Here is a 25,328-nt window from a genome sequence, read left to right on the forward strand (position 1 = left end):
ATGTGATCTGCAACACACAAGATCAATCGATTAACGAAACGCCCGATGCTCCCTGCGGGCGCGGCTAGGGTCGTGAGCGCGTCCAGCGCCGTCAACCCTGCGGCGCCTGAATACAAAGGAGTGCGCATGGTCGCTGTGATCGTCGCGGCCCACGGTCATCTCGCGGAGGGGCTGCTCGCCTCCTCGTCGATGATCGCCGGCCCCCAGGAAGATGTCACCGGGATCACCTTCGACCCCTCGGAGGGCCCGGAGGACCTCCTCGCCAAGTACGCCGCCGCCATCGAGGCCTCCCCGAGCGATGAGTACCTCATCCTCGTCGACCTCCTGGGCGGCAGCCCCTACAACGCCGCGGCCCGGGCCGCGGCCACGCGCGAGGACGCCGACGTCGTCACCGGCGTCAACCTGCCCATGCTCGTCGAGGTCCTCGGCCGACGGATGCTCGGCGCCGACCTGGCCGAGCTCGTCGAGGTCGCTCGGACCGCCGGCTCCGGCGGGGTGCAGGTCCTGTCCGAGATCTTCACCCCCGCACCCACCACCGATGACTCCGACGATGAAGGAGACGAGCTCTGATGGACATCAAGCTTCTGCGTATCGACTCACGCCTCGTCCACGGCCAGGTCGCGAACAACTGGGCGGGCACCCTGGGGGCCGAGGCCATCCTCGCGGTCTCCGACGGCGCCGCCAACGACGAGCTGCGCAAGACGCTCATGCTCCAGACCGGGGGCGGCAAGGTCAAGGTCCACGTCCTGGGCGTGGAGAAGGCGGCCAGGGTCTACAAGAACCCGAAGTACGCCCACCTCAAGGCGGTCATCGTCGTCGAGACCCCGGCCGACATCCTGCGCCTGCTCGACCTGGGGGTCGAGGCCACCGAGGTCAACGTCGGTGGCATGACCTTCAAGCAGGACACCAAGGCCCTGTCCCAGGCCGTCTACGTCTCCGACCAGGACGTCAAGGACTTCGAGGAGATCAACCGCCGCGGCCTGACCCAGTACATCCAGCAGGTGCCCTCGACGAGCCGCAGCGACCTCATGGGTGCTCTGAAGTCCAAGGGCTTCATCTCCTGACGCGGCCCGCGCCGCCGCGTCACCTCCCTGTCCCCCTCCCCGTCTGAAGGAAGCACTCCCATGCAAGACATCAGCACGGTCCAGATCGTCCTCGTGACCTTGGTGGCCTTCATCGCCGGTTGCGACTCCGTCCTGGACGAACGCATGTTCTACCGCCCTCTCGTCGCCTGCACCCTGACCGGGATCGCCCTGGGCGACCCCACGACCGGGATCATCGTCGGGGGCAGCCTCGAGCTGCTGTCCCTGGGCTGGATGAACGTCGGCGCCGCGATGGCGCCCGACGCCGCCCTGGCCTCGACGGTCTCCACGGTCATCGTCATCGCCGGCGGACAGACCCAGTCCGAGGCCATCGCCATCGCCGTGCCGCTGGCGGTGGCCGGCCAGGCCCTCACCATCTTCGTGCGCACGATCAACGTGTTCTTCGCCCACCAGGCCGACCGCTTCGCCGAGCAGGCCAACTTCCGGGGCATCGAGATCATGCACTACACGGCGCTGTGCCTCCAGGGCCTGCGCGTGGCCGTGCCCACCGCCCTCGTGGCCGCCGTCGCCTCGGGCGACGGGGTCAAGCAGGCGCTGGAGTCCATCCCCGACGTCATCACCCAGGGCCTCCAGATCGCCGGTGGCTTCATCGTCGTCGTCGGCTACGCGATGGTCATCAACATGATGAAGGCGCGCAAGCTCATGCCCTTCTTCTTCATCGGCTTCGTCGTGGCCCAGCTCATGACGACCCTCGAGACGGGCATCACCCTCGTCGCCCTGGGCATCCTCGGGCTCTGCCTGGCCTTCATCTACGTCCAGCTCAACCCCGAGTTCCACGAGTCCCTCCGGTTGCCGACCACGGCCGCCGTGCCCGCGGGCGGCGGGGGCCTCGACGACGACCTCGACGACGAGCTCGACTGAGCGGGAAAGGCAAGGACAGACATGTCAACAGCAACCGAGACCACGACCGGCCCGGCGACCCCCGAGCGTCTCCTGAGCACCCGCGACCTGCGGCGGATGTACTGGCGCTCGACCTTCCTCCTGGGCTCGTTCAACTTCGAGCGCATGCAGGCGATGGGCTTCTGCCTCACCCTCATGCCGGCGATCAGGAAGTTCTACCCCAACGACAAGACCGAGCAGGCGGCCGCCCTCAAGCGCCACCTCGAGTTCTACAACACCCACCCCTGGATCTCCTCGGTGGTCTTCGGCGTCACCGCGGCCATGGAGGAGCAGCGCTCCAAGGGCGAGGACATCGGGGACGACACGATCACCAACGTCAAGATCGGTCTCATGGGGCCGCTGGCAGGCGTGGGAGACCCGATCTTCTGGGGGACCGCCCGTCCCGTCCTCGGCGCCCTGGGAGCCTCCCTGGCGGCGACCGGCTCGATCCTGGGGCCCCTCGTCTACTTCCTGGGCATCAACGCCATCCGCGTCCTCACCCGCTGGTACGGCCTGCGGTGGGGCTATGAGCGCGGGACCGCGATGGTCACCGAGGTGGGCGGCGGCCAGCTCAAGCGCATCACGCAGATCGCCGCGATCACCGGTCTGTTCGTCATGGGCGCCCTCGTGGCCAAGTGGACGACCATCAACTTCCCGGGGGTCGTCACCTCGGTGAAGAAGGATGACGGCACCGTCACCGAGACGACCCTCCAGCAGATCCTCGACCAGCTCCTGCCCGGGATCGCCGCCCTGGGGCTGACCTTCCTGTGCATGTGGCTGCTCAACAAGAAGGTCAACCCGCTGCTCATCATCCTGGGCATGTTCGTCATCGGCATCCTCGGGGCCTGGACCGGGTGGCTCGGCCTGTGACCGTGACCGCCTGAGCACGGGGGGCGCCGTCAGCCACGACGGCGCCGCCGTGGCCGCCCGCCGGGCACCCGCCTGGCGGGCGGCCGCAGCCCGCACCGTCTGAGGACGCCGTCGGCGCCACTGTCCGACCCATCCGACCCATCCGACGCCACCGCAGCCCACGAGGAGGAAGCCGTGCCGGGCCTCATCGCCACCGACCTGGACGGGACGATCCTGTTCGACCGCAGGGTCTCGGCGGCCGACCTGGCCGCCATGGAGCGCTGGCGCGCGGCCGGCAACCTCCTGGTCGTCAACACCGGCAAGTCGGTCTTCGCCACCCGCGACACCCTCGGGCCCGCCGGTGTCGACTTCGACTACGCCGTCACCTTCACCGGGGCGGTGCTCATCGACTCCGACTACTCGATCCTGTCGGCCCGCTACCTGCCCGACGGGCTGGCCCGCGAGATCGTCACCTGGCTCGAGGGGGTGGAGGGGCTGACGGTCTTCGCCACGACCATCGAGCGCGACCACATCCTGTCCGACACCTACGGCGAGGTCTCGCCCATCCTCCAGGTCTTCGAGCCGATGCGGGTCGAGCAGATGGACGGCCACCGCTTCATCGGCGTGCCCATGCGCGTGCGCGACGACGACGTGCGGGCGCGTCTCGTCGAGGGGATGACCGAGCGCTGGGGACCGGCGATCGAGGTCGTGCGCAACCAGGAGTTCCTCGACGTCATCCCGGCGGGCTGCACGAAGGGAAGCGGGCTGACCGAGCTCCTCGGGAGGCTCGCCCCCGGATCCGGGCCCGGGGCGGACCAGCCCCCGGAGACCTGGACGATCGGCGACTCGTGGAACGACATCCCCATGCACGAGGTCGCCGACCACGCGGTCGCGCTGCCCTGGTCCCCTCCGGCCGTCACCGAGGCGTGTGAGCGGACGGTCGGGTCCATCGCCGAGCTCATCGACTCACTCCTGGAAGGCAGGTGACCCGCCATGGCCCGTGACATGGGTGCCAGGGTCCGTGACTGGTTCAACGGCGGCGACCCTCAGGGGCGTCGCAAGGTGGCCGCGTGGGCGCGCGGCTACGACGACCGCCGCCCCGAGGGCTACACCTTCGGGATGATGGGGCCGGCCCTCGGCCTCTCGCTCCTCGCGGCCGTCCTCTACCCCCTGACCAAGGGGTACGGCTCGGTGGTCGCGCTGGCCCTGGCGGCCTTCCTCCTCTTGGGCCGTCAGATGATCGAGCGTCAGGTCGCCGCAGACGTGTCGGACCTCGTCGAGGCCGAGCGGCAGTACGGGCGCACCCGCAACCCCGAGTACCTCGACTTCGCCGAGCTGCGCGCGGCGGGCATGCTCGAGGACAACAAGATGCTCACCGCACCCACCCGCCAGTGGCTGGGCGAGAAGGTCGAGTGGGCGCGGCGGGAGAAGGCCCGCACCGAGGAGCGCGCGGCTGCCGGTGCCACGCAGGCGGCCCGCCCGGGGGCTGGCAGTAAGACGGAGCCAGGACCCCTCGCGGGCGGGTCCGGGCAGGCCGGGCAGGACGCGCTCACGGAGCAGGACGCTCAAGCGCCGGGCGACGGCGCGCACGACACCGCCGAGGAGGCGCTGTGAGCCCCAGAAGCCCCCGATACGTGAGAGCCGTCCTGTGGGACATGGACGGCACCCTCATCGACTCCCAGCACTTCTGGGACGAGGCCTTCGAGCGCCGGTGCCTGGCCAGGGGCGGCACCGTGACGCCCGAGCAGGTCACGGAGCTGACGGGCACCTCGATCCGCAGGACCTACGAGCTCATCGCCGCCACCGGCGCGACCCGCGACGCCGACGACCCTGCGACGGCCGAGGTCTTCGCTGAGATGGCCGCCGACGTGCGGACCGCGGTCACCCAGTCCCCGCCGATCCTGCCCGGAGCCCGGGAGATCACCTCGACGCTCCTTCAGGCGGGCCTCGCGCAGGTCATCGTCACCCAGTCGCCCAGACCGATCGTCGAGGCGGTCGCCCACGCCCTGGGTGACGTCTTCGTCGGCCTGGTCACCGGCGACGACGGCCTGCCGGGCAAGCCGACGCCCGCCCCGTACGCGGCCGCCATGGAGATGCTCGAGCTGAGCGCCGACGAGTGCGTCGCCGTGGAGGACTCGGCGACCGGCGCGGCCTCCGCGCGCTCCAACAACCTGCGCGTCATCCAGGTCGGCGGCGACAAGCACTTCCCCGCCGACCCGGGTCTCACGGTCGTGGACAGCCTCGCTGCCGTCACCCCCCACCTCCTCCTGTGGGCCGAGCCCTGAGCCCGGGACCGCCCTGAGCCCGGAACCGGGGTGCCGGGAGGGGGGGCGGTCACTCCCCGGTGAAACGGTAGACGTTGGTCTCCCGCTGCTCGAAGCCGGTGCGCCGGTAGAGGCGGTTGGCCGCCTCCCTGCTGGGCCGGGAGGTGAGGTCGACGGTGCGGGCCCCCAGGGTCGCGGCGTGCGCCACGGCTGCCTCGACCAGCGCCCGTCCGGCTCCGTGACCGCGGGCGGCGGAGTCGACGACGACGTCCTCGACCCAGGCGCGCAGGCCGGTCGGGATCGTGAAGGTCGCCAGCGTGAGCATGCCCAGGATCGGCGTCCGGCCCTCGGCGTCGGGCTCGTCGGGGCGGAAGACGAAGAGGTAGACCCCCTCCTGGGCGACGAGCGCCTCGCACTCCTGCGCGGTGAGCGCCGGTGCCGAGCGGGACAGCTGGGGGATGAGGCGCTCCATCGCCTCGACGAGCTCGGGGTCCGATGCGGTGACGATCTCAACGGTCATAGGGGGCTCCTCGGTCCGGAGGCTGTGGGTGCGATGACGTGCCGAGCCTAGATGATCGACCCCGCCGGCGGGGTGAGGAGGCGACCATGCGGGCTCACGACGCGGTGGGATCCATGATGACGGCCTCAAGGAGGGTGGCCCCGGAGTCGAGGTCCCTCAGGCGCAGGACGTAGGGGTGGTCGACGACGAAGGGCACCGGCGTCGACGGCGCCGGTGCGCTCGTCGCCATCCCCGCCTCGCTCAGGGCGGCGGCGACCGTTCCCTCCTCGTCGATGATGAGCCGCACCTGCTGGACCACCGCGCTCAGCGCGAGCCCGGGGGCGATCCCTCCGAGGTCGGAGGGGTCGAGCCCCTGGCCGGTGAGCAGCGCGAGGAGGTCCGTGGCCGGGCCGGTCAGGTCGAGCGTGGGCAGGGCGAGCTCGACCTCGACCCGCTCGGTCGCCCGGGCCTGCTCGTCGAGGGCGTCGCAGGCCGCCGACCAGGCCTCGCCGCCCAGGTCGGTGGGCGAGGTGCCCGCCTCGGGCAGGACGACGTCGAGGGCCAGCCCCTGGCCGGTCTCGGACTGCCCGCCCTCGTAGTCCAGGCGGACGGCCGCCCAGCCCTCACCCGTGACATAGGGCAGGGCGAGGGTGGCGTGCATGAGCTCGGCCTCGACCGTCGACCCGTCGGCTCGGGTGAAGTCCTGGGGGAAGGTGTCCGCCGTGTCGAAGGGAGAGGCCCACCGCGCGGCGAAGAGCAGGGCGTTCTGGAGCACCAGGGCCGTGTCCGCCGTAGGCTTGATCCCGCTGGCGGGGATGAGCCCCCCGGTGTTCGTCTCGGCCCACTCATCAAGGTTGGCCTTGATCCGGTCGCCCGGTACCTGCTCGACCTGCGCGTCGAGCCAGCGCAGCACCGTGTCGAGATAGTCCTGGGAGACCTCGGCCCCCTCGCGGATGACGACGTGGTTGGCCAGGTGGACGAGGGGCTCGGCGGGGATCTCCTCAGGGTCGAAGCCATCAAGGTCGCCGTCGTTGCGGTTGACCGAGGTCTGGATGGCCGACCACGTCCGGTCCCGGTCCTCGCCGCTGGCTCCCAGCAGCTCGTCGAAGCCCTGCGCCCCGGGGTCGGCTGCGCCCGGGGCCAGGAGGGCCAGGACGAGCGAGAGGCTGAGCGGGGACACGAGCGCGTTGCCCGCCGGCTCCTCGGTGAGGTAGTCGGCGATGATCGCCGATCCCAGGGCGTTGCTCGCCGTGACCGCCCCCGGCAGGAGGGACTCGACCTCGGACAGCGGCACCTGCTCGTGCTCGACCTGCGAGGTCAGCTGGGTGCCCGAGGCGTCCGAGCAGGCGGCGAGCGCGCCGGCCCCGACGGGCAGGGCCGCCGCCAGCGCGAGGAGCTGACGGCGCGCCAGGGTCGTCGTCGGCACGCCCGGCGGTCCGCTGCGTGCCGAGCGGGGCCGGCGCGGGGGTCTCGTGCTCGCGGGGCTGCGCATCGTGTCCTCCTGTGCGTTCCGTGTGCGGCTCACGACCGAGGGTAGAAGACCGACGTGTCCTGTGTCACGGGAGCCTCCGCCGGGGGGGGCCAGGACCTGAGGTCAAGCCTCGGGCGATGGGGTCGAGGTTCGGGGCCTGGGGTCGACTCTGGAGCGATGGGGTCGAGCCTTGGGGGGTGAGGTCGCATGTCGGGCCTGCGACCTCACGGGCCCGGGCGCGACCTCATGGGCGTCCGTGCGACCTCAGCCGGGCGGGACAGGCGGCGCGGGCCGGGTCGGTCCCGGTCCCCGCGCGTCGGCGCGTGACAGCCGGTAGCCTTCGGGGCGGGACCACCGCCTCATCCGTCCCACGCCGTCGGCCGGTCGCGGCCCGCAGGCCTTCGGACGGTTCGCCCTCGCCGTCGCAAGGAAGCCACATGACCGACCCCACCGACCCCGCCCTGTCGCCCGGGAGCGCCGCAACCGCAGAGCCCCTGGGCGCCGAGGTCGAGCACACCTACGCCCCCGACGAGCTCTTCTTCTCCACCACCGACTCCCAGGGCAGGATCCGCAGGGCGAACTCGATCTTCATGCGCCTGTCGGGCTACCCCCGCGGCGCGCTCGTGGGCCGGGCCCACAACGTCGTGCGCCACCCCGACATGCCGGCCGGGCTGTTCCGCAGCATGTGGGAGGACATCGAGGCCGGCGGAGCCGCGAGCGCCTACATCTCCAACCGCTCCTCCGACGGCGGCACCTACCGGGTCTTCGCCACGATCGTGCCCTCGGGGGAGGGCTACCTGTCGGTGCGCACCCTGCCGATGCTCACCGACCTGCGCGACAGGGTCGAGGAGGCCTACGCCCGGGTTCGCACGGTCGAGGCCTCCTCCCTGGCGGCGGGCTCGACCCGGCGCGAGGCCGCGGCCGCGGGCCAGGCCGCGCTGCTCGACGAGCTGGGGGAGCTGGGCTACAAGGGCACGGTCGACTTCTCCCGCCAGACGCTGGCCGCCGAGGTCGCGGCCCTCGTGGCCGCCGGCGTCAACATCCCCGAGAGGCAGGGTGACGACCCGGTGGCCCGCGTCCTGCGGGAGATGAACGGGATCGAGGAGGCGACCGCCGGCCTGGTCGACCTGCTTGACCAGTGCGCGAGGCTCGTGGCCCTCCTGGGTCGCCGGGCCGCCGACATCGGTTCGCTGTCGCAGCGCCTGGGCGGGTTGCGCCGGAGCCTGCGCGAGGTCCTGCGCGATGTCCGGGCGCTGGGGGAGGGGCCAGAGGCCGACGAGGTGGCCGAGAACCACGCCCGGGTCGACGCCCTGGTCCTCGAGTGCGTCGAGCAGCTCCGCCCGCTGGCCGGGCAGGTCGACGAGCTGCGCGGGGACGTCGACGCGGTCCGCTTCGCGATCGCCCTGCTGCGTCTGCACAACCTGGCTGCGGGCTTCTTCGCCCTCCAGCTGCTCGAGGGCGACGACGAGCTGGGGGAGAACGACGCCGTCGGGAGCCTTGAGGAGCTCGTCGCGGTCCTTCACGAGGGCGCCGTCTCCCTGGCGGAGGCGCTCACGCTCCTGGAGGCCCGCTCTGAGCTCGTCGGCGGGGAGCTCGACGTCGTCGCCGGGTCCTTGACCGCCACGCACCGGCCGCTTCTCGACCTGCTCGGCGCAGCAGCCGACGCCGGGGCCGCCCAGGAGGTCTCGGTGCGCACCGCGAGCTCGCTCGTGCGGGACGGCTTCCCCGAGGCCCGCAGCCTGGCCGACCTCGCCGGGTCGGTGCGGGACCTCGAGCTGCCCTACGAGCCGGCGGACATCGACGCCCACCTGGCTGCTGTCCGCGCCGTCCTGGCTGAGCTGCACTGAGCCGCACTGACGCTGCACTGGGCTGCACTGAGGCCTCACCGGCGTCGCACCGACCTGCACGGGTCCCGCGCTGATCCTGCACCGGCGCTGCACCGGCGTTGCACCGGCGGAGCAGGGCCTCAGGTGCGCACGAGCTCGACGAGGACCTCGGCGTGGTCGGTGTGGGGGAACATGTCGAACAACCGTGCCCTGCGAGCCTCGAGGGAGGGCATCGCCGCGAGGTCGCGTCTGAGGGTGAGCGGGTTGCACGAGGAGTACAGGACCCGTCCGACGCCGCAGGCCTCGATCCTCGTGGCCAGCTCCGCCCCGATCCCGGAGCGGGGCGGGTTGACCACGAGCAGGTCGGGGGCCGAGCCCGGGGCGCCGGGATCGAGCACCCGGGCGTCGCCGGTCTCGAAGCGGACCGCGTCGGGCCCCAGCCTCATCCGGGCCGCGCTGCGCCGGGCCCCGTCGACGGCCTGGGCGGAGACCTCGACACCGAGGACCCGCCGTCCCGGACCGGCCAGGGCCAGGGCGAATCCCCCGACGCCGCAGAACAGGTCCCACACCTCCTCGGGGGCGCCCGGGGACGGACGGGCCGAGGACGGACGGGCCGAGGACGGACGGGCCGCCTGCGGTCCGTCGGCCCCTGCCGGGTCGCAGGGACCGGACGGTGGGAGGGCGTCGTCGGCCCACTGCCGCGCGGTGGCGTAAAGCTCGGCGGCGACGGCGGTGTTGGTCTGGAAGAAGGAGCGCGGGGGCAGCGACAGGAGCAGCTCGGTGCCCGGGGCGTCGAGCGGTCCCGCGGGCGAGCCGGACCCGTCGCGCCCCGGCGCCGGCAGGCGCAGGCGCATGAGGAGGCTGTCCCCCTCGGGGCCGTCGGTCAGGACGATCTCCTCCTCGCCCTCGATGACCGCCTGGTGGACGGGCTGGATGTTGACCGACAGCACCGCCAGGGTCTCCAGCCTCCGGCGCAGCGCGGGCAGGGCCCGGCGGATGTCCTCGAGGTGGCGGCGGCTGCGCAGCACGAGCCGGACCATGAGGTCGCCGTCGGGGGAGGCGGTGACCAGGACGTGCTTGAGCTCGCCGCGGCGGGCGCGCACGTCGTAGGGCTCGAGTCCCAGGTCGGTGATGAGCTCGGCGACGACCGGCAGGCACTGCTCGATGAGCTCGACGTGGAGGGGGCAGCGGCGCAGGTCCACCCCGTGCAGCCCGGCGTCGAGGATCCCGAGCACCGGTGCGCGGGCCGTGCCGGAGACGACCATCTTCGCCTTGTTGCGCAGGCGCGTCGGCGCGCTCGCGGCAGGCTCCTGCCAGACGCCGCGGGGAACGGGGTTGGGCCCCTCGGACAGCAGGGCCGCCACCCGCTCCTGCTTGACCTCGAGCTGGCGGGGCAGCGGCGTCGACAGGTGCGGGCAGGAGCGGCAGGCACCGGAGTCGTGCACAGGGCACCGTGCCGCCGGCGTGGCGAGTGCGGGCGCGGGGGGCATGGGGCCATTGTCGGCGATCCCGGCGGCGGGCCCGAGCACCCGCAGGCAGGACCGGCCGGGGCGCGGGTCCCGGCGCAGCGGGGGACTCAGGGGGCGCGGGTCCCGGAGCACCGGGAGCCTCGGGGTGGCGGGTGGGGCACACTGGCCCCATGACCTCGACCTGCGACCGACCGGGCACGGCCCCGGTCCCGCTCCTGCCGCGAACCGGGATCGGCAGCGACGTCCACGCCTTCGCCGACCCGGGCTCGGGCACGCCCCTGCACCTGGCCTGCCTTGAGTGGCCAGGGGAGACGGGGCTGTCCGGGCACTCCGACGGCGACGTCGTCGCCCACGCCTGCTGTGACGCCCTCTTCTCAGCCGCCGGCCTGGGAGACCTCGGCTCCAACTTCGGCACGGCCGAGCCCCGGTGGCGGGGCGCCTCCGGGACGGTCCTGCTCGAGGAGGCGGCGCGGCGCGTGCGCGAGGCGGGCTTCGAGATCGGCAACGTCGCCGTCCAGCTCGTCGGCGCCCGTCCTCGGGTCTCCGCGCGCGCGCAGGAGGCCGCTGCCGCCCTGTCAGCGGCGGCGGGGGCAGAGGTCAGCTTCTCGGCCACGACCACCGACGGCCTGGGCTTCCTCGGCCGCCAGGAGGGCCTGCTCGCCCTGGCCACCGCCCTGGTCTACCCCGTCGGCCGGGGCTGAGGCGGGCCGCCTCCCGGTCCCCGCGGCGGGACCGCCCCGCCGGCGCGCCGGCCCGCGGGCCCGGCCGTGCCCCAGCAGATAGGGTTGAGCCGTGAGCACCGCACCCCACCGAGCGCTGAACCTGCGCCTGTACGACTCCGCAGCCCGCGCCGTCGTCCCCCTGGCTCCCACCGTCTCCGAGGGCACCGTCACGATCTACCTGTGCGGGGCCACCGTCCAGGGCGAGCCCCACATCGGGCACATGCGCTCAGCCATCGCCTTCGACGTCCTGCGCAGGTGGCTCGAGCGCTCCGGCCAGCGGGTCGTCCTCATCCGCAACGTCACGGACATCGACGACAAGATCCTGACCAAGTCGGCCGAGGCCGACCCGCCCGTGCCGTGGTGGGCCTGGGCCCAGCGCTACGAGCGCGAGTTCGACGCCGCCTACCGCGCCCTGGGAGTCGCCCCTCCCACCTACGAGCCGCGTGCCACCGGGCACGTCCCGGAGATGATCGAGCTGGTCGCCCGGCTGCTCGAGGCGGGGCACGCCTACGTCGGCGACGCGGGCAACGTGTACTTCGACGTGCGCTCCCTGCCCGGTTACGGCTCGCTCACCAACCAGCGCCTCGAGGACCTGGCCACCACCGAGGACGAGTCGCAGATCGACGACGACGTCGAGGCCGACAAGCGCGACCCGCGTGACTTCGCCCTGTGGAAGGCGGCCAAGCCCTCCGAGCCGGTCGACGCCGCCTGGGACGCCCCCTGGGGCAGGGGCCGGCCCGGGTGGCACCTGGAGTGCTCGGCGATGAGCCGGCGCTACCTCGGCGAGGCCTTCGACATCCACGGAGGCGGGATCGACCTGCGCTTCCCCCACCACGAGAACGAGCAGGCGCAGTCCCACGGCGCGGGCTGGGGCTTCGCCCGGCACTGGGTCCACAACGCGTGGGTGACGGTCAAGGGCGAGAAGATGAGCAAGTCCCTGGGCAACTCGCTCGTCGTCAGCGAGCTGCTGGCCACCCACGACCCCGCGGTCCTGCGCCTGGCCCTCGGCACGGTCCACCACCGGTCCACCGTCGAGTTCTCCGAGGAGAACCTCGCGGAGGCCGCCGCCCTGTGGGAGCGCCTGACCGGGGCGATCCAGCGGGCCTACGACGTCGCTGAGGACGGAGGGGCCAACCCCGTCGACGCCCCCGCCGAGCAGGTGAGTGCCCGGGCCCTGCCCGCCGAGTTCACCGCCGCCATGGACGAGGACCTCAACCTGGCCGGCGCCATGGCGGTGGTCCACGCCACCCTCAAGCGCCTCAACACCGCCCTGGCTCGAGTCGACTCCGCTGACACGGAGGTGCGGCGCGCAGAGGCCAGGCCGCCCAGCGAGGTCCACGTGGCCTCCGCCGAGCACCCGGGAGACAGCGTCACCGGCCTGGCCCTGGACCTGCGCGCCCAGCTGAGCGTCCTGGGTCTCGACCCCCTGGCCGCCCCGTGGCGCGGCTCGGTGGGAGGGGGCCGGCGCACGGGCGAGGACTCGGCGGCCATGGAGGCCCTCGACCACCTCGTCACCGACCTGCTCTCGCAGCGCGCCCAGGCGCGCGCCGACAAGGACTGGGGCCGGGCCGACGCCCTGCGCGACAACCTGGCCGCCGCCGGGATCGTCGTGGAGGACTCGACCGCCGGGGCCCGCTGGCACCTGGCCTGACCCCGGTCGCGGCCGGCTGCGCCGGCCCGACCGGCCTGGTCGGTGCGAGCAGCACGACCATCGACGACCCACGACCCTCACGACAGTAAGGACCGCAGCCCATGCCCGGAAACGAGCAGTACCCCGGCGCCAAGCGCAGGCCCGGGTCGAAGAAGGGGCCCACGAAGGGCTCGGGAGGCAACCGTCGCCGGGGCCTGGAGGGCAAGGGTCCCACCCCCAGGGCGGAGGACCGCGTCGGCCACCCCAGGGCCCGCGCCAAGGCCCGTGCCGAGGCCCGCGCCGCCGCGCCGACACGGGCCAGGCAGCTCGAGAAGATCAAGCGGCGCTTCGGCATCCCCGAGGGCCACGAGGTCGTGTGCGGCCGCAACGCGGTGGCCGAGGCCGCCCGCGCCGGGGTGCCGATCGAGCGGGTCTTCATGGCGGTGCCGGCGAGCTCCGACGACCGCCTCGGCGCGGTCATCCGGCGTGCCGCCCTCCTGGGCGCCCCCGTGCTCGAGACGACCCGGCTCGACCTCGACGCCCTGACCGACGAGGCCGCCCACCAGGGCGTGGCCATCGAGGTGCCCGCCTACGACTACGTCCTGGCCCGGGACCTGCTCGACCGGGCCCGGGCCGCCGGCAGGGTGCCGCTGCTCGTGGCCCTCGACCAGGTCACCGACCCCCACAACCTCGGGGCGGTGCTGCGCTCGGCCGGGGCCTTCGGGGCCGACGGCGTCATCATCCCCGGCCGACGCAGCGTCGGTGTGACCGCCACCGTCTGGAAGGTGTCGGCCGGGGCCGCCGCCCGCGTGCCGGTGGCCCGGGAGACCAACCTCGTGCGCGCCCTCGAGGCCCTCAAGACCGAGGGCTGCTTCGTCGTCGGGCTCGACGGCCAGGGCTCGACCGCCCTCGAGGACATCCCCGTGGCCAGCTCCCCGCTCGTCCTCGTCACCGGCGCGGAGGGCACGGGCCTGTCCCGCCTCGTGCGCCAGACCTGCGACCTCGTCGCCTCCATCCCGATCTCGAGCACGGTCGAGTCGCTCAACGCCGCGGTGGCCACCGGCATCAGCCTCTACGAGGTCGACCGGATCCGGCGCGGCGCCCGCGCCGTGGGCTGACCCGGCCGCCCCGCTCAGCGCGACCGGATCGGATTCGTGATCTGAGGCGGCGGCGCCCTCACTACACTGGTCCCGTTCCGTACCCCGCCGGGTCCGGTCCCCGTCCACCCCCGTCCACCGGAGGAGCTGGGCCGATCCTCGGCGGAGCGGGGGCCCGCGCCCGTGGCCCGGCCCCCGCCCGTTGCTGACACAATAGGCGTAGCCACTCCAAGGAGGTCACCATGACCCAGGACGTTTCTCAGCGGTGGAACCGCACCGACGGCGTCGTCATCGCCCCGGGCACGAGCCCGGAGACGACTGCCGCCGCCTTCGCCGAGCGCGGCGTCGTCGTGCGGCTCGAGTGGTTCCCCGCCACCTCCCACCTCGTGGGCCTGACCCTCTTGACCGACGTCGAGGGCAGGGTGGCCGTCACCCCGCCCACCCGGGGCGGAGTCGTCGCCGGGCCCGGGGTCAGCGAGCTCGTCGAGTCGCTGGCCCGTGAGCTGGGCGCCAACGTCGCCATCGGCCCGGCGATCTTCAACGCCCTTCCCGAGGGCACCGAGCTCCCCGAGGTGCCGGCCGGCCCCTCGCGGGCCTCGCGCACCGTGGTCATCTCGACGATGAGCGCCTACATGGTGCCGCTCCAGGCCACCTTGCTCGAGCGCCCCCTGGCGGTGGTCTCCCTGCCCGACGTCGACCGACGGGTCGTCATGTACGGCGGCGAGGGCGCCGCGCTGGGCAGCTTCGGCTGGGACGACGAGTCCCTGCCCGCCCTCGTGCTCACCGTCGACGAGCGGGACATGGCCGTGCGCGCGGTCACCTCGACCGACAGCGAGGAGGACGCCGTGTTCTCCTGGGGCATGACCTCGCGCTACGTGTGGGGCGGGGTCGAGGAGCCCGGGCCGGCCCTGCGCACCCTGGTCGACCAGCTCCTCACCGACTCCACCGACGCCTCGGTCATCGCCGCCGCGGTCCCCGGGGCCGACCCCGAGGCCGTGGCGGCGGCGGTCTCCGTGCCGGGCATCGAGGGGGTGAGCGCCGTCGTCGAGGCGCTGGGCCTGCCCGCGTGGGTGACCTCGGTGCTCGCCGGCCAGCTCGCCCCGGTCGAGGTCCCCGGTGCGGTGGTCCACGAGCCCCGTGGCCTGTCCAACGCCGTGGGGCGCAGCGTCGGCCTCATGCTCCAGGACCCCTCGACCCCCGGCTCGGCCTTCTGGCACTCCTACGTCCGCACGGTCACCGAGACCCCGTGGGTCGTGCGCGCGGGCGCCCTGGTCGAGGCCGGGCTCGGGGGCGCCCTCGTGGGCGCCGCCCTGCGCCGCCGCAGCCGCACCGGTGACCTGCCCGGGGGGCTGCTCGGGCTGGGGATCGTGCTGCTCGTCGACGCCGTCGCCGAGACCTCCCTGGCCTCGTGGACCCGGCACAAGGAGCTGCGCCGCAGGGCCGACGAGGAGATGGCGCTCGTGGCCGAGGAGCTCGGCGCCTGAGCCGGCTCGCCCCGGCGCCCGCGTCGGGGGATGGGGACGCAGGAGGCGTGCCGGTAGTCCCGGTCCCGGGGGATCGAAGGGGCCCAGCGGGGCGCACACCTGGAGACGGCGCCAGCTGCGCGGGCCGACCAGGGCGTCGAACCAGATCGTGAGGGGGTTCCACTCCAGGACGCGGCGCAGTGAGGCGTACAGTGTGTCGATCGGGCCCGCCGCCCCGGAGCCGAGGAAGAGCAGGAAGAACACCAGCGCCGTGACCGCCTGGATCGTGCGGGACCCGAAGGGCAGCGTCCCCAGGAAGAAGCCCGCGGCGCACAGGAAGGCGATATCGGTGGCGTTGGCCTGGGGATCGGCGTCAAGAAGCCCCCGCGCACACGACGGCGCCCCTGACGCGCATGGGTCTGGGTCGTGCGCATGAGTTCTGGCGGTTTGGGGGTGCCTCGCCCGTGCGAACCGCCAGAACTCATGCGTCTGGCGCGAACTCATGCACCCCGGGGGCGGGGTGACGAGGGCGGGTGGTGAGGGCGGGGTAGAGCCGGCGGGGTGGTGAGGGGCTCAGGGCCGGTGCTCGCCTCGCAGGCCCTCGGCGAAGGACGGCGTGACCGGCAGCCCCCCGACGAGCATGGCCTGGATGGCGTGGTAGACGTCCGGCTTGCCCGACCACGTGCCGTGTCCCGGCCGGTTGGAGGCGTCCAGCTCCTCGCGCCACTGCCCCGGACGCTCGATGAGGTAGGTGCGCGCCCACGCCCAGTAGGCCTCGACGTCGAGGTCGTAGGACGCGTCCCCCGTGTCCCGGCTGAGGGTCTCGGCGGCGCCGATGGCCTCGCACAGCACCCAGTACATCCGCTCGTGGACGACCGGGCGACCCTCGAAGTCCACGGTGTAGACGAAGCCCGGCTCGCCGTCGGGCCCCCAGCCCTCGCGCAGGGCCTGGCGGTACATGGCCGCCGGGATCGTGTCGAGCAGCCCGCTGCGCTCCACGCCGGCCGCGTCGCAGGCGGTGCGGACCTGGATCATGAGGCGCGACCACTCCAGCCAGTGCCCGATGGTCGAGCCGTAGGGGCGGAAGGCGTCCGCCGGGATGTCGCGGTTGTAGTCGAGCAGCGGCGTCCAGGACTCGTCGAAGTGCTCGGGAAGGCGCAGGCCGTGGGCGGTGAACTGGCCCGCGATCCTGGTCGTGGCCCGGCTGGCCCGCTCGAGGTGACGGGGCTCGCGTGTGGCGGAGTAGGCGGCCAGGAGCGCCTCGACGGTGTGCATGGTGGCGTTGGCCCCGCGGTAGGGGTCGACGGCGAGGGTCACGGGGTCGCGGGCGTCCACGACCATCCCCGCCTCCTCGTCCCACCACAGGCGCTCGAGGGTCTCCAGCCCCGCCTCGAGCAGGTCGGTCGCGCCGGGGACTCCCGCCAGGGCCGCTGAGGAGGCGGCCAGGACCACGAAGCTGTGGTCGTAGGAGACCAGGGGGGTGCGTCGGGGGCTGCCGTCGAGGTCGACGGCGCTGGCCCAGGCGCCGGTGGCCCGATCGCGCAGGGGGCCGTTCAGGAGCGCCTCGACGCCGTGGGCGGCCAGCTCCGGGCTGTCCGGGTGCCCGAGCATCTGCCCGAGGGCGAAGCAGTGGGTCATGCGCCCCGTGATCCACAGGTGGACCCCGCGCTCGGGGTCGACGGCGCCGGTGTCGTCGAGCCAGCCGAATCCGTGGTCGGTGCGCGAGGCCGTGGCGAAGGCGAGCAGTGCCCTGGCCTCGGCGTCGAAGGCGGCGCGGGTGGCGGGTGCGGTCATCGAGTCCTCCTTGACTCAGTTCCTCGGTGTCCTCGTTCATCCGGCGGGGTGCCGGAGGGGGGTCTCGGGGGTGAGGACCTCGACGCCGTGCTCGGCGAGGGCCGCGGCGAGGCGCGGTGCGGGATCCTCGTTGGTGACGAGGTAGTCGGCCATCGACAGCGGGCCGATGGCGGCGAAGAGCCGGCGGTCGAGCTTCGTGCTGTCGGCCAGGACGGCCACGCGCCTGGCGCGGGCAGCCATCTGGGCGAGCATCGCCGCCTCGTCGAGGTTCGAGGTCGAGAACCCCTCGCCGTCGACCGCCCCGACCCCGATGAGGGCGAGGTCGACGTGGATGTCGTTCTCCACCCCCGAGATCGCCGAGGCGAAGGCCACCGGGCCGATCGTCACCTGTCCTGACAGCCGGACGTGCCCGCCGATGACGTAGACGTCGCGGCAGGCCTCGGCGCTGATCTCGGCGGGCAGGGAGAGGTTGTTCGTGGCGATGATGAGCTCGCTGCGCTCCGACAGGTGGTGGACGAGCGCGAGCGCCGTCGTCCCGCCGTTGACGAACAGGACGTTGCCGTCCTGGACCAGGTCGGCGGCCACCTGGCCGATCCTGTCCTTCTGGGAGGCCTGGAGGCGGGCGCGGTCGGACAGCGGGGTGTCGTGCCAGGGCAGGGCCGAGGTCGACATCGCCCCGCCGTGCATCCGGATGAGCAGGCCCTCTGAGTCGAGCTGGTCGAGGTCGCGCCTGATCGTGTCGGGGGAGACCTCGAAGTGCGCTGCCAGGGCGGTCACCGTCACCTGCCCCAGCCGGTTGACGTAGCTGGCGACCTGAGCCTTCCGCCCTGCGGGCAGGCGCGGCGTGCTGTCGTTCATGCCGCAAGTCTAGAGGGCCGGGCCCGCAGGTGCCCGCAGATCGTTACGTGTTCGTTACCTATAACACCGTTAGACAGGCGCAGAAACTCGCACTATGCTGCCGCTCAGGCGTCAGGAACTGGCCAAAGGCCGCACGATGCCGCAACTCGTATCAATGACGATGGAGTGAACAATGCTGATGCGTAGGCGTGAGTTCGGCCGGATGGCCGCCCTGATGACCGCCCTGGCCGCAGCGGGCGTGGCCGGCTGCAGTGGCGGGGGCGGCGAGAGCGACGGGGAGGTGACGCTGGAGTTTACGCAGTGGTGGGAGCCCGAGCTGCCCGACGGGACCTTCCGGGCGCTCATGGACACCTTCGAGGAGCAGAACCCCGGGATCAAGGTCGAGCTCCTCTCGGGGCCCTACGCCTCGACCAAGGAGCAGCTCGTCGCCGGGGCCGCGGCCCAGACGATGCCCGACGTCGTCGGCCTGGACGGGGCGTGGGTGAGCGACTTCGCCAAGCAGGGCGCGATCGCCGACCTCACCGCGCTCATGTCCGAGCAGGGCTACGACGACTCCGAGCTGGCCAGCCAGATCCAGGTCGACGGCGCGACCTACATGATCCCCGTGGTCAACTTCGTCTACCCCCTGTTCGCCAACATGGGCTTGCTCGAGGGGGCGGGCGTGACGGCGATGCCCTCGACCCGCGAGGAGTTCAAGGCCGCGGCCACGGCGGTGGCCGCCACCGGAGGGGACGTCTCGGGCTGGGCGCTGCCCCTGTCCCTCGAGGCGCCCAACGGCATCCAGAACGACGTCATGTCCTGGGTGTGGGCCTCCGGGGGGTCGATGCTCAAGGACGGCAAGCCCTACCTGGAGGGCAACTCCGAGGTCAAGAGCGTGTGCGAGTTCATCAAGGGCCTGTGGGACGAGGGGGTCGTGTCACCGGGCGCCTTCACGATGAAGGAGCAGGACAAGGTCGAGGACTTCACCAACGGCCGGGTCGGCCTCATGATCGACTCCCTGGCCCACGTCAACACGATCCGCGAGGGCAACCCCGAGCTCACCTTCGACATCGCGGCAATCCCGGCGGTCGAGGGCTACACCGGCGAGCGCGGCATGCCCTACGCCTCATGGGGCATCGGGGTGTCCGCCTCCACCGAGCACCCCGCCGAGGCGTGGAAGCTCGTCGAGTTCCTCATGTCGGCCGACATCAACTCCTCGCTGGCCAACGACGCCAAGGCCTTCCCGGGCAACAGCACCGCCACCCCCGACTACGTCACCGAGGACGAGGTCTTCGCCAAGGCCTTCGAGATCTGGAGCTCGGGCACCCCGGCCAACGAGTTCACCGGGCTGCCCGTCTCCGAGACGCTCATGCGTGACTTCGACGAGCAGTTCCAGACCTACCTGAGCGGCGGCGCCGACGTCGACACGATGCTGTCCAAGGCGCAGGACGCCTGGGACGAGAAGTTCTGAGAACCCACAGCACCGGTGCGGGGCCGGGCCCGGGCCGACGAGCCCGTGCTCGGGCCGCCGGACCCGGTCCCGCACCGACCCGACTCGACCTGATCACAGGAGGTTGATGGATGAGCGCCCCAGACGCCGCCGCGTCCCGCGACGCCGGACGCGCCCGCCCCCCGATCGCCGGCGCGCTGAGGCGAGCCCTGGTTCCCTACGCGTACCTGTCACCGACCGTCGTCCTGCTCCTCGTGCTCATGGCGGTCCCGATCGTCATGGTCGTCGGCTACTCGCTCATGGACGCCGTCATCACCTCCAGGCAGTCGCAGTTCGTCGGTCTGGACAACTACGTCGAGGTGCTCACGAGCGAGAGCTTTCGCACGGCGCTGAGGAACACCCTCGTCTTCGTCGTCGTGAGCGTCGTCGCCCACATGATCATCGGGCTGGGCTTCGCCATGCTCCTCAACTCGCAGGCCGTCTCGCCCGTGACGAGGGCGGTCTTCCGCACGATCTTCGTGCTCCCGTGGCTCCTCACCGTGGCGATCATCGCCATCCTGTGGCGCCTCCTGCTCAACCCCAACGGGGTCGTCAACGCCGTCCTGTCGGCGGTCGGGCTCGTCTCGGGCCAGTACGAGTGGCTCGCGGACCCGGACCGGGCCCTGGCGGTGGTCACCTTCATCAACATCTGGAGCGGCTACCCGTTCTTCATGATCTCGATCCTCGCCGGGCTCCAGGGAATCCCCCGCGACCTCTACGAGGCCGCCGAGGTCGACGGGGCGGGGCCGGTGCGCCGCTTCTGGTCGATCACCCTCCCGCAGCTGCGCCCGATCATCATCTCGATGGCGCTGCTCGACTTCATCTGGACCTCCCAGCAGTTCGCCCTCATCTGGATGACCACCGGCGGCGGGCCGCTGAGCAGGACCGAGATGCTGTCGACCTTCACCTACAAGATGGCCTTCGCCGAGTACGACTTCTCGGGGGCGTCGGCGAGCGCGGTCATCATCCTCCTCCTGTCGATGGTCCTCGCCTGCTTCTACGTCCGCAGCCAGAAGGCGAGGGACTGACCGTGACGAGCAAGACGACTGTGACGAGCGAGACGAGCAAGACGACAGTGACGACCGAGACGACCGCAAGGACTGCAAGGACTGCAAGGACCATGATGGCCATGACCCCCAGGCAGCGTCGGCGTCTGATCAACCGGGTCGGGGTATGGGCCGGCCTCCTCCTCGGAGCGTGCTTCGCGGGCCTGCCCGTGCTGTGGATGTTCGTCTCCTCCCTCAAGCCGAACTCGAGGATCTTCGCCACCCCGCCCAGGATCATCGAGGAGGGGTCCTCCCTCGCGGCCTACGTCTCGATCTTCCAGGACCCCGAGAAGATCCGGTTCTTCGTCAACAGCTACTGCGTGGCCCTGAGCGTGTCCGCCCTCACCCTCGTCGTCGGGATCATGGCCGCCTACGCCTTCAGCCGCTTCGAGTTCCCCGGCAAGCGCCTCCTCAACGTCATCGTCATCTCGGTGCAGGCGGTGCCGCCGATCACCCTGCTCATCCCGTTCTTCGGCCTCATGGTCACGCTCAAGCTCTACAACACCTACCAGGGACTCATCCTCACCTACATGGTGTTCACCCTGCCGTACGCGATCATCATGCTCACCGGGTACTTCAACACCCTTCCTCGCGAGCTCGACGAGGCCGCCAAGGTCGACGGCACGAGCTCCCTGGGCGCCCTGTGGAGGGTGCTCGTCCCGATCTCGGTCCCGGGAATCGTCTCGGTGGGGATCTACACCTTCATGATCGCCTGGAACGAGTACCTGTTCGCCCTCACGCTCACGCGGACCAACGACATGCGCACGGTGCCGATCGGCATCCAGCTCCTCATGGGGCAGCACTCCTACGAGTGGAACGAGATGATGGCGATGTCGGTCCTCGGCTCGATCCCGGTCATGGTCCTCTTCATATTCTTCCAGCGGTACTTCATCGGAGGGATGACAGCTGGATCCGTCAAGAACTGAGCTTGGCGCACGACACAGGAAGGTTCAACCCAGATGCTGGTTACAGGCAGTGACATCCTCGATGCCGCGAACAGGAGCAACTTCGCGGTCCCTGCGTTCAACATCTCCAGCTACTCGATGCTGCGCGCGGTCGTGGACGTCTGCGAGGACAAGCGCTCCCCCCACATCATCGCGATCCACCCCGACGAGCTGAGCCACATCCGGCCGGCGATGCTCGCCTCGATCATCCGGATCGCCCACGAGTCGAGCGTCCCGACCGCGATCCACCTCGACCACGGGGCCTCCTACGAGCAGGTCCTCCAGGCGATCCAGGCGGGCTTCACCTCCGTCATGATCGACAAGTCCTTCGAGCCCTTCGAGGACAACGTCGAGCAGACCCGCCGGGTCGTGCGCACGGCCCACGCGGTCGGCCTGTCGGTCGAGGCCGAGCTCGGCACGATCGGGGTCTCGGACAAGTACGGCGAGACCGGTTCCGAGGAGATCCTCTACACCGACCCCGACGACGCCGAGCGCTTCATCGAGGCCACCGGCGCCGACTCCCTGGCCATCGCCATCGGCACCCGCCACGGCCTCTACCCCTCCGAGGTCAAGCCCGCCCTGCGCCTGGACCTGCTCGAGCAGATCAAGTCCCGCCTCGGGATCCCCCTCGTCCTGCACGGCGGATCCAACAACTCCGACACCGAGATCGCCGGAGCGGTTCGCGGTGGGATCAACAAGATCAACATCTCCTCCGACATCAAGGCCGCCTACTACCTGGCCATGCGCGAGGTCCTGCGCGACGTCCACCTGCGGGAGCCCAACGTCATCGAGCCGCCCTGCGAGGAGGCGCTGCGGGCCTGTGCGGCGCAGAAGATCGACCTCTTCGAGTCGGCAGGCAAGGCCGACCTCGTCTGAGCGGCGCAGGAGAGCGTGATGTCCGCACGGATCGTCCTGGGGCTCGGCGGGACCGTCGACTACGAGGTCCGGTGGGACGCCCGCGCCTTCCAGGCCCTCGTCGACAGCCACCGGATCACTCTGGCCGAGCTCCAGGACGGCCCGTCTCCGGTGGTCGACGACGAGCGGGGCGTCGTCGTCACCGTGCTGCGGGCGATGCGTCACGGGCGCGGCGCGGAGTGCTACGTCTCTGACAGGAGGGCGCTGGGGTCCCTGGGCTCGAGGCTGGCGCACGTGACGACGCTGGGAGGTACCTGCGTCCGGGCGGCGCTGGCCATCGAGCGGCTCGGGGTGCCCTCGACCGTGCACCTGGTGTCGATGAGCCAGGAGGTGCGCGAGCGGCTGCCCGAGGCCGTGGAGTGGGTGTGCTCGGCCCGGGAGGACTCACTCGACCCGCACCTCATCGTGCAGTTCCCCTCCGGGGCGGTCATTCGTCTGCTCGACGGGCAGGTCGAGGCCGACCGGCCGAACCGGGTCATCGCCGTCAACGACGCCCCCAACGAGCACCTCGTTCTGGCCGACGAGCTGCCCGGTCTGCTCGCCCGGGCCAGCGCGGTCCTCGTCTCGGGGCTCAACACGATGAAGTCCCGTGAGGAGCTGGGTACCCGGCTCGACGAGCTCGCCCGGGCCCTGGAGGCCGTGCCCGAGGGCGTCGAGGTCGTCTACGAGGACGCGGGGTTCCACGACGACTCCCTGCGCGCCGTCGTCCGGGACGCGCTGGGGCCCCTCGTGTCCCTGCACTCCCTTAACGAGGACGAGGCACAGGGCTACCTGGGCCGGGCCGTCGACCTGGCCGACCCCGCGGAGGTGGCTGCGATGATGCACGACCTCCACCATGTCCTCGGGGCCCCGGCCGTCATGGTCCACACGAGCCGCTACGCGGCGGTCACCGGGCACCGGGCGGAGGTGTTCCGTGAGGCGGGCGAGGCCGGCTGTCGCGTGGCCGCCACGCGCTTCGTCCACGGCGACGCCTACGGGCCCGCCGAGTACGCCGCCGTGGCGCGCTCGAGGCGCCAGGAGGTGGGGCTGCGCCTGGCGGCGGTCCCCGAGGTCGTCGGTGCCGGGGTGCTCGTCGCCCCGGGGTTCGAGGTGCGCTCCGAGCGGCCGACGACGATCGGCCTCGGAGACGCCTTCATCGGGGGTGTCGTGGGCCGTCTTGCCGGCGCCCTGTGACGCTCCGCCTCGCTGGGCGGCCCCCACCTCGCCGGGCGGCCCCACCTCGCCGGGCGGCCCCACCTCGCCGGGTGGCCCCCACCTCGCCGAACACGTCACTTTGAGCCCGACCACCCTGGTTCTACCAGCGTTCTCGGGCTCAAAGTGACGTGTTCGGTCTCCGGCGAGCGGAGGATCGTCGTGCGGAGGACGAAGGGGATCGGTGCGGTGGCGAAGGCCGCGGCACCTGGGGCGTCTGGCGGTGTGCCGCAGGCCGAGCCGCTGCGCCCCTGCTCGCCCTCGACCGGTCATGTAACGCTCGACCGGTCATGTAACGCTCGACCGGGCGTTTGCTGTCACATAGACGGTCGAGAGTCACATGACCGGTCGACGGCGGAGTTGGTTGGGCACGTGGAGGGGACTCGGTGCTCAGGTCGGTCTGAGGTGTCACTTCCCCCGATCTCGAGGTGTCATTAGTCCCGATCTCGAGGTGTCAGGTGGTTTCAGGTGGTGAGTGCAATGGGTGGTGCTTGGGAGAGGGGCTGGTTGTGGTGCGTGGGGTGTGGCCTGGTGTGGTTCGCGATGGTGTGCGGGAGCTGATCGAGTCGGGTTGGTTGGCTCGCGAGGCGGGGGCTTGTTTCTCGGTGCCTCAGTCCACGGTGTCGGACTGGTGCAGGCTGTGGGGTATGAGGATGCGGCACGGGGCCAGGGAGGGCGGGATGGTCGGGACGACCAGGCCTGCTGGGCGTGGTCGGGGCGGGTCGGGGGACGGGTTCGAGGTGATGGTCCGGGGTACCGGGCACGGCAGGCGTCTGGGGGCTCAGGGGCGCGGCGCGATCGCTGCGGGCCTGGCCAGGGGTGATTCCCTGGCCTCGATCGCCCGGTTCCTGGGGGTGGCTGTCTCCACGGTCAGCCGCGAGGTCGCTGCCGGCGGGGGCCGGCAGGCCTACGACCCCCAGGCCCGCCACGCCCAGGCCCGGGCCGCCAGGGCACGGCCCAAGGCGCGTGTGCTGGACTCCAACGACCAGCTGCGGGCCCTGGTGGTCCAGGGCCTGAGACAGCGGTGGTCGCCCCAGCAGATCAGCCGCCGTCTGGCTGCGGACCACCCCGAGCGCGATGATCTTCGTGTGAGCCACGAGACGATCTACCAGTCCCTGTACGTCCAGGGCCGAGGGACGCTGCGCGCCGAGCTGGGCCGTCACTACAGGCTGCGCACCGGGCGGAGTCGGCGCGTGCCACGCTCGGCCCTGGCCGGGCCCCTGGCCTCCAGGCCCTGGCTGGCCGACGCGCGTATCAGCACCCGCCCGGCCCAGGTCGCCGACCGGGCCGTGCCAGGCCACTGGGAGGGCGACCTGGTCATGGGCGCGGGCAACCGCACCGCGATGATCACCCTGGTCGAACGCACCACCCGCCTGGTCCTGATCGCCCCGCTGCTGACCGACCACACCGCCACCACCGTGGCCACGGTGCTGGAGACCATGATCAAGGGCCTGCCCCGCTCCATGGCCCGGTCCCTGACCTGGGACCAGGGCGGCGAGATGGCCCAGGTCGCCCGCTTCAGGACCGCCACCAACCTCGAGGTGTACTTCTGCGACCCCCACAGCCCCTGGCAACGAGGAACCAACGAGAACACCAACGGCCTGATCCGCGAGTTCTTCCCCAAAGGCACCGACCTGTCGACCTACCCCCTCCACGCCTTCGAACAGGCCCAGCACCTCCTCAACACCCGCCCCCGCCAGACCCTAGACTGGGCCACACCCGCAGAAGCCTTCAACAGGCTCCTGCAGAAAACAGAACACGACACCACCATTGCACTCACCACCTGAAACCACCCCATAAGTCCCGATCTCGCGGGGAGTGGCCGGGAGGTCTGATCTGC

Annotated in this window: 23 protein-coding genes; 18 read left to right on the forward strand and 5 right to left on the reverse strand. The window is 71.8% G+C overall.

Features of this window, described 5'->3' with window-relative positions:
* The first annotated feature begins 126 nt into the window (after positions 1–126).
* From EL245_RS10045 to EL245_RS10075, 7 genes are all read left to right on the forward strand, one after another.
* Complete coding sequence (locus EL245_RS10045; protein WP_126383011.1) at positions 127–570, forward strand: PTS sugar transporter subunit IIA; 444 nt, start codon at positions 127–129, stop codon at positions 568–570.
* Positions 570–1,064: a PTS system mannose/fructose/N-acetylgalactosamine-transporter subunit IIB gene (locus EL245_RS10050; RefSeq protein ID WP_126383012.1), complete on the forward strand. Its 495-nt coding sequence runs from the start codon at positions 570–572 to the stop codon at positions 1,062–1,064. Before EL245_RS10045 ends, EL245_RS10050 begins: the two co-directional genes overlap by 1 nt.
* Before the next feature lie 60 nt (positions 1,065–1,124).
* The gene (locus EL245_RS10055) at positions 1,125–1,964 is read left to right on the forward strand and encodes a PTS mannose/fructose/sorbose transporter subunit IIC (RefSeq protein ID WP_126383013.1); all 840 of its coding nucleotides are present in this window, start codon (positions 1,125–1,127) and stop codon (positions 1,962–1,964) included.
* A gap of 21 nt (positions 1,965–1,985) precedes the next feature.
* Positions 1,986–2,852: a PTS system mannose/fructose/sorbose family transporter subunit IID gene (locus EL245_RS10060; protein WP_126383014.1), complete on the forward strand. Its 867-nt coding sequence runs from the start codon at positions 1,986–1,988 to the stop codon at positions 2,850–2,852.
* 174 nt (positions 2,853–3,026) lie between these two features.
* Complete coding sequence (locus EL245_RS10065) at positions 3,027–3,818, forward strand: HAD-IIB family hydrolase (RefSeq protein ID WP_126383015.1); 792 nt, start codon at positions 3,027–3,029, stop codon at positions 3,816–3,818.
* A gap of 6 nt (positions 3,819–3,824) precedes the next feature.
* Positions 3,825–4,445 (forward strand): hypothetical protein, encoded by a 621-nt coding sequence (locus EL245_RS10070; RefSeq protein WP_126383016.1) that lies wholly within the window; start codon positions 3,825–3,827, stop codon positions 4,443–4,445.
* Positions 4,442–5,116: an HAD family hydrolase gene (locus EL245_RS10075; RefSeq protein WP_126383017.1), complete on the forward strand. Its 675-nt coding sequence runs from the start codon at positions 4,442–4,444 to the stop codon at positions 5,114–5,116. Before EL245_RS10070 ends, EL245_RS10075 begins: the two co-directional genes overlap by 4 nt.
* A gap of 49 nt (positions 5,117–5,165) precedes the next feature.
* On the opposite strand, the gene EL245_RS10080 is transcribed toward EL245_RS10075, so the two are convergent.
* Together EL245_RS10080 and EL245_RS10085 are read right to left on the reverse strand one after the other, a co-directional pair.
* Positions 5,166–5,615, reverse strand: coding sequence for a GNAT family N-acetyltransferase (locus EL245_RS10080; RefSeq protein ID WP_126383018.1), 450 nt, complete (start codon positions 5,613–5,615; stop codon positions 5,166–5,168).
* A gap of 94 nt (positions 5,616–5,709) precedes the next feature.
* Positions 5,710–7,020 carry a serpin family protein gene (locus tag EL245_RS10085; protein WP_232009720.1) on the reverse strand — a complete coding sequence of 437 codons (1,311 nt, stop codon included), beginning with the start codon at positions 7,018–7,020 and terminating at the stop codon, positions 5,710–5,712.
* Between the two features lie 482 nt (positions 7,021–7,502).
* On the opposite strand from EL245_RS10085, the gene EL245_RS10090 reads away from it, so the two are divergent.
* On the forward strand, positions 7,503–8,912 hold the full coding sequence (locus EL245_RS10090; protein WP_232009721.1) for a PAS domain-containing protein: 1,410 nt from the start codon (positions 7,503–7,505) through the stop codon (positions 8,910–8,912).
* Positions 8,913–9,031: 119 nt separating this feature from the next.
* On the opposite strand, the gene EL245_RS10095 is transcribed toward EL245_RS10090, so the two are convergent.
* A complete protein-coding gene (locus tag EL245_RS10095; RefSeq protein ID WP_126383019.1) occupies positions 9,032–10,381 on the reverse strand; it encodes a class I SAM-dependent methyltransferase in 1,350 nt (449 codons plus the stop codon).
* A 149-nt stretch (positions 10,382–10,530) separates the two neighbouring features.
* Between EL245_RS10095 and ispF the strand changes: the two genes are divergently transcribed.
* The 4 genes from ispF to EL245_RS10115 all read left to right on the forward strand — a co-directional run bounded on the left by ispF (position 10,531) and on the right by EL245_RS10115 (position 15,293).
* Positions 10,531–11,061 (forward strand): 2-C-methyl-D-erythritol 2,4-cyclodiphosphate synthase, encoded by a 531-nt coding sequence (gene ispF / locus EL245_RS10100; protein WP_126383020.1) that lies wholly within the window; start codon positions 10,531–10,533, stop codon positions 11,059–11,061.
* Positions 11,062–11,152: 91 nt separating this feature from the next.
* Positions 11,153–12,733, forward strand: coding sequence for a cysteine--tRNA ligase (gene cysS, locus EL245_RS10105; RefSeq protein ID WP_126383021.1), 1,581 nt, complete (start codon positions 11,153–11,155; stop codon positions 12,731–12,733).
* A 101-nt stretch (positions 12,734–12,834) separates the two neighbouring features.
* A complete protein-coding gene (gene rlmB / locus EL245_RS10110) occupies positions 12,835–13,830 on the forward strand; it encodes a 23S rRNA (guanosine(2251)-2'-O)-methyltransferase RlmB (protein ID WP_126383022.1) in 996 nt (331 codons plus the stop codon).
* A gap of 221 nt (positions 13,831–14,051) precedes the next feature.
* Positions 14,052–15,293: a hypothetical protein gene (locus tag EL245_RS10115; RefSeq protein WP_126383023.1), complete on the forward strand. Its 1,242-nt coding sequence runs from the start codon at positions 14,052–14,054 to the stop codon at positions 15,291–15,293.
* Positions 15,294–15,845: 552 nt separating this feature from the next.
* Here the strand turns inward: EL245_RS10115 and EL245_RS10125 are convergent.
* Positions 15,846–17,066, reverse strand: coding sequence for an AGE family epimerase/isomerase (locus EL245_RS10125; RefSeq protein ID WP_126383024.1), 1,221 nt, complete (start codon positions 17,064–17,066; stop codon positions 15,846–15,848).
* Positions 17,067–17,102: 36 nt separating this feature from the next.
* Positions 17,103–17,924 (reverse strand): DeoR/GlpR family DNA-binding transcription regulator, encoded by an 822-nt coding sequence (locus EL245_RS10130; protein WP_126383025.1) that lies wholly within the window; start codon positions 17,922–17,924, stop codon positions 17,103–17,105.
* 172 nt (positions 17,925–18,096) lie between these two features.
* Between EL245_RS10130 and EL245_RS10135 the strand changes: the two genes are divergently transcribed.
* The 6 genes from EL245_RS10135 to EL245_RS10160 all read left to right on the forward strand — a co-directional run bounded on the left by EL245_RS10135 (position 18,097) and on the right by EL245_RS10160 (position 25,275).
* On the forward strand, positions 18,097–19,374 hold the full coding sequence (locus EL245_RS10135) for an ABC transporter substrate-binding protein (protein ID WP_126383026.1): 1,278 nt from the start codon (positions 18,097–18,099) through the stop codon (positions 19,372–19,374).
* 110 nt (positions 19,375–19,484) lie between these two features.
* Positions 19,485–20,420 (forward strand): carbohydrate ABC transporter permease, encoded by a 936-nt coding sequence (locus EL245_RS10140; protein ID WP_126383027.1) that lies wholly within the window; start codon positions 19,485–19,487, stop codon positions 20,418–20,420.
* A gap of 101 nt (positions 20,421–20,521) precedes the next feature.
* A complete protein-coding gene (locus EL245_RS10145) occupies positions 20,522–21,364 on the forward strand; it encodes a carbohydrate ABC transporter permease (protein ID WP_126383028.1) in 843 nt (280 codons plus the stop codon).
* Positions 21,365–21,397: 33 nt separating this feature from the next.
* Positions 21,398–22,258 (forward strand): ketose-bisphosphate aldolase, encoded by an 861-nt coding sequence (locus EL245_RS10150; protein WP_126383029.1) that lies wholly within the window; start codon positions 21,398–21,400, stop codon positions 22,256–22,258.
* Positions 22,259–22,276: 18 nt separating this feature from the next.
* Positions 22,277–23,470, forward strand: coding sequence for an ADP-dependent glucokinase/phosphofructokinase (locus EL245_RS10155; protein ID WP_232009722.1), 1,194 nt, complete (start codon positions 22,277–22,279; stop codon positions 23,468–23,470).
* 761 nt (positions 23,471–24,231) lie between these two features.
* Entirely contained in the window at positions 24,232–25,275 is a 1,044-nt protein-coding gene (locus EL245_RS10160) for an IS30 family transposase (RefSeq protein ID WP_164719463.1), read from the forward strand.
* Positions 25,276–25,328 lie beyond the last annotated feature (53 nt).

Source organism: Actinomyces howellii (assembly GCF_900637165.1).
GTDB lineage: Bacteria > Actinomycetota > Actinomycetes > Actinomycetales > Actinomycetaceae > Actinomyces > Actinomyces howellii.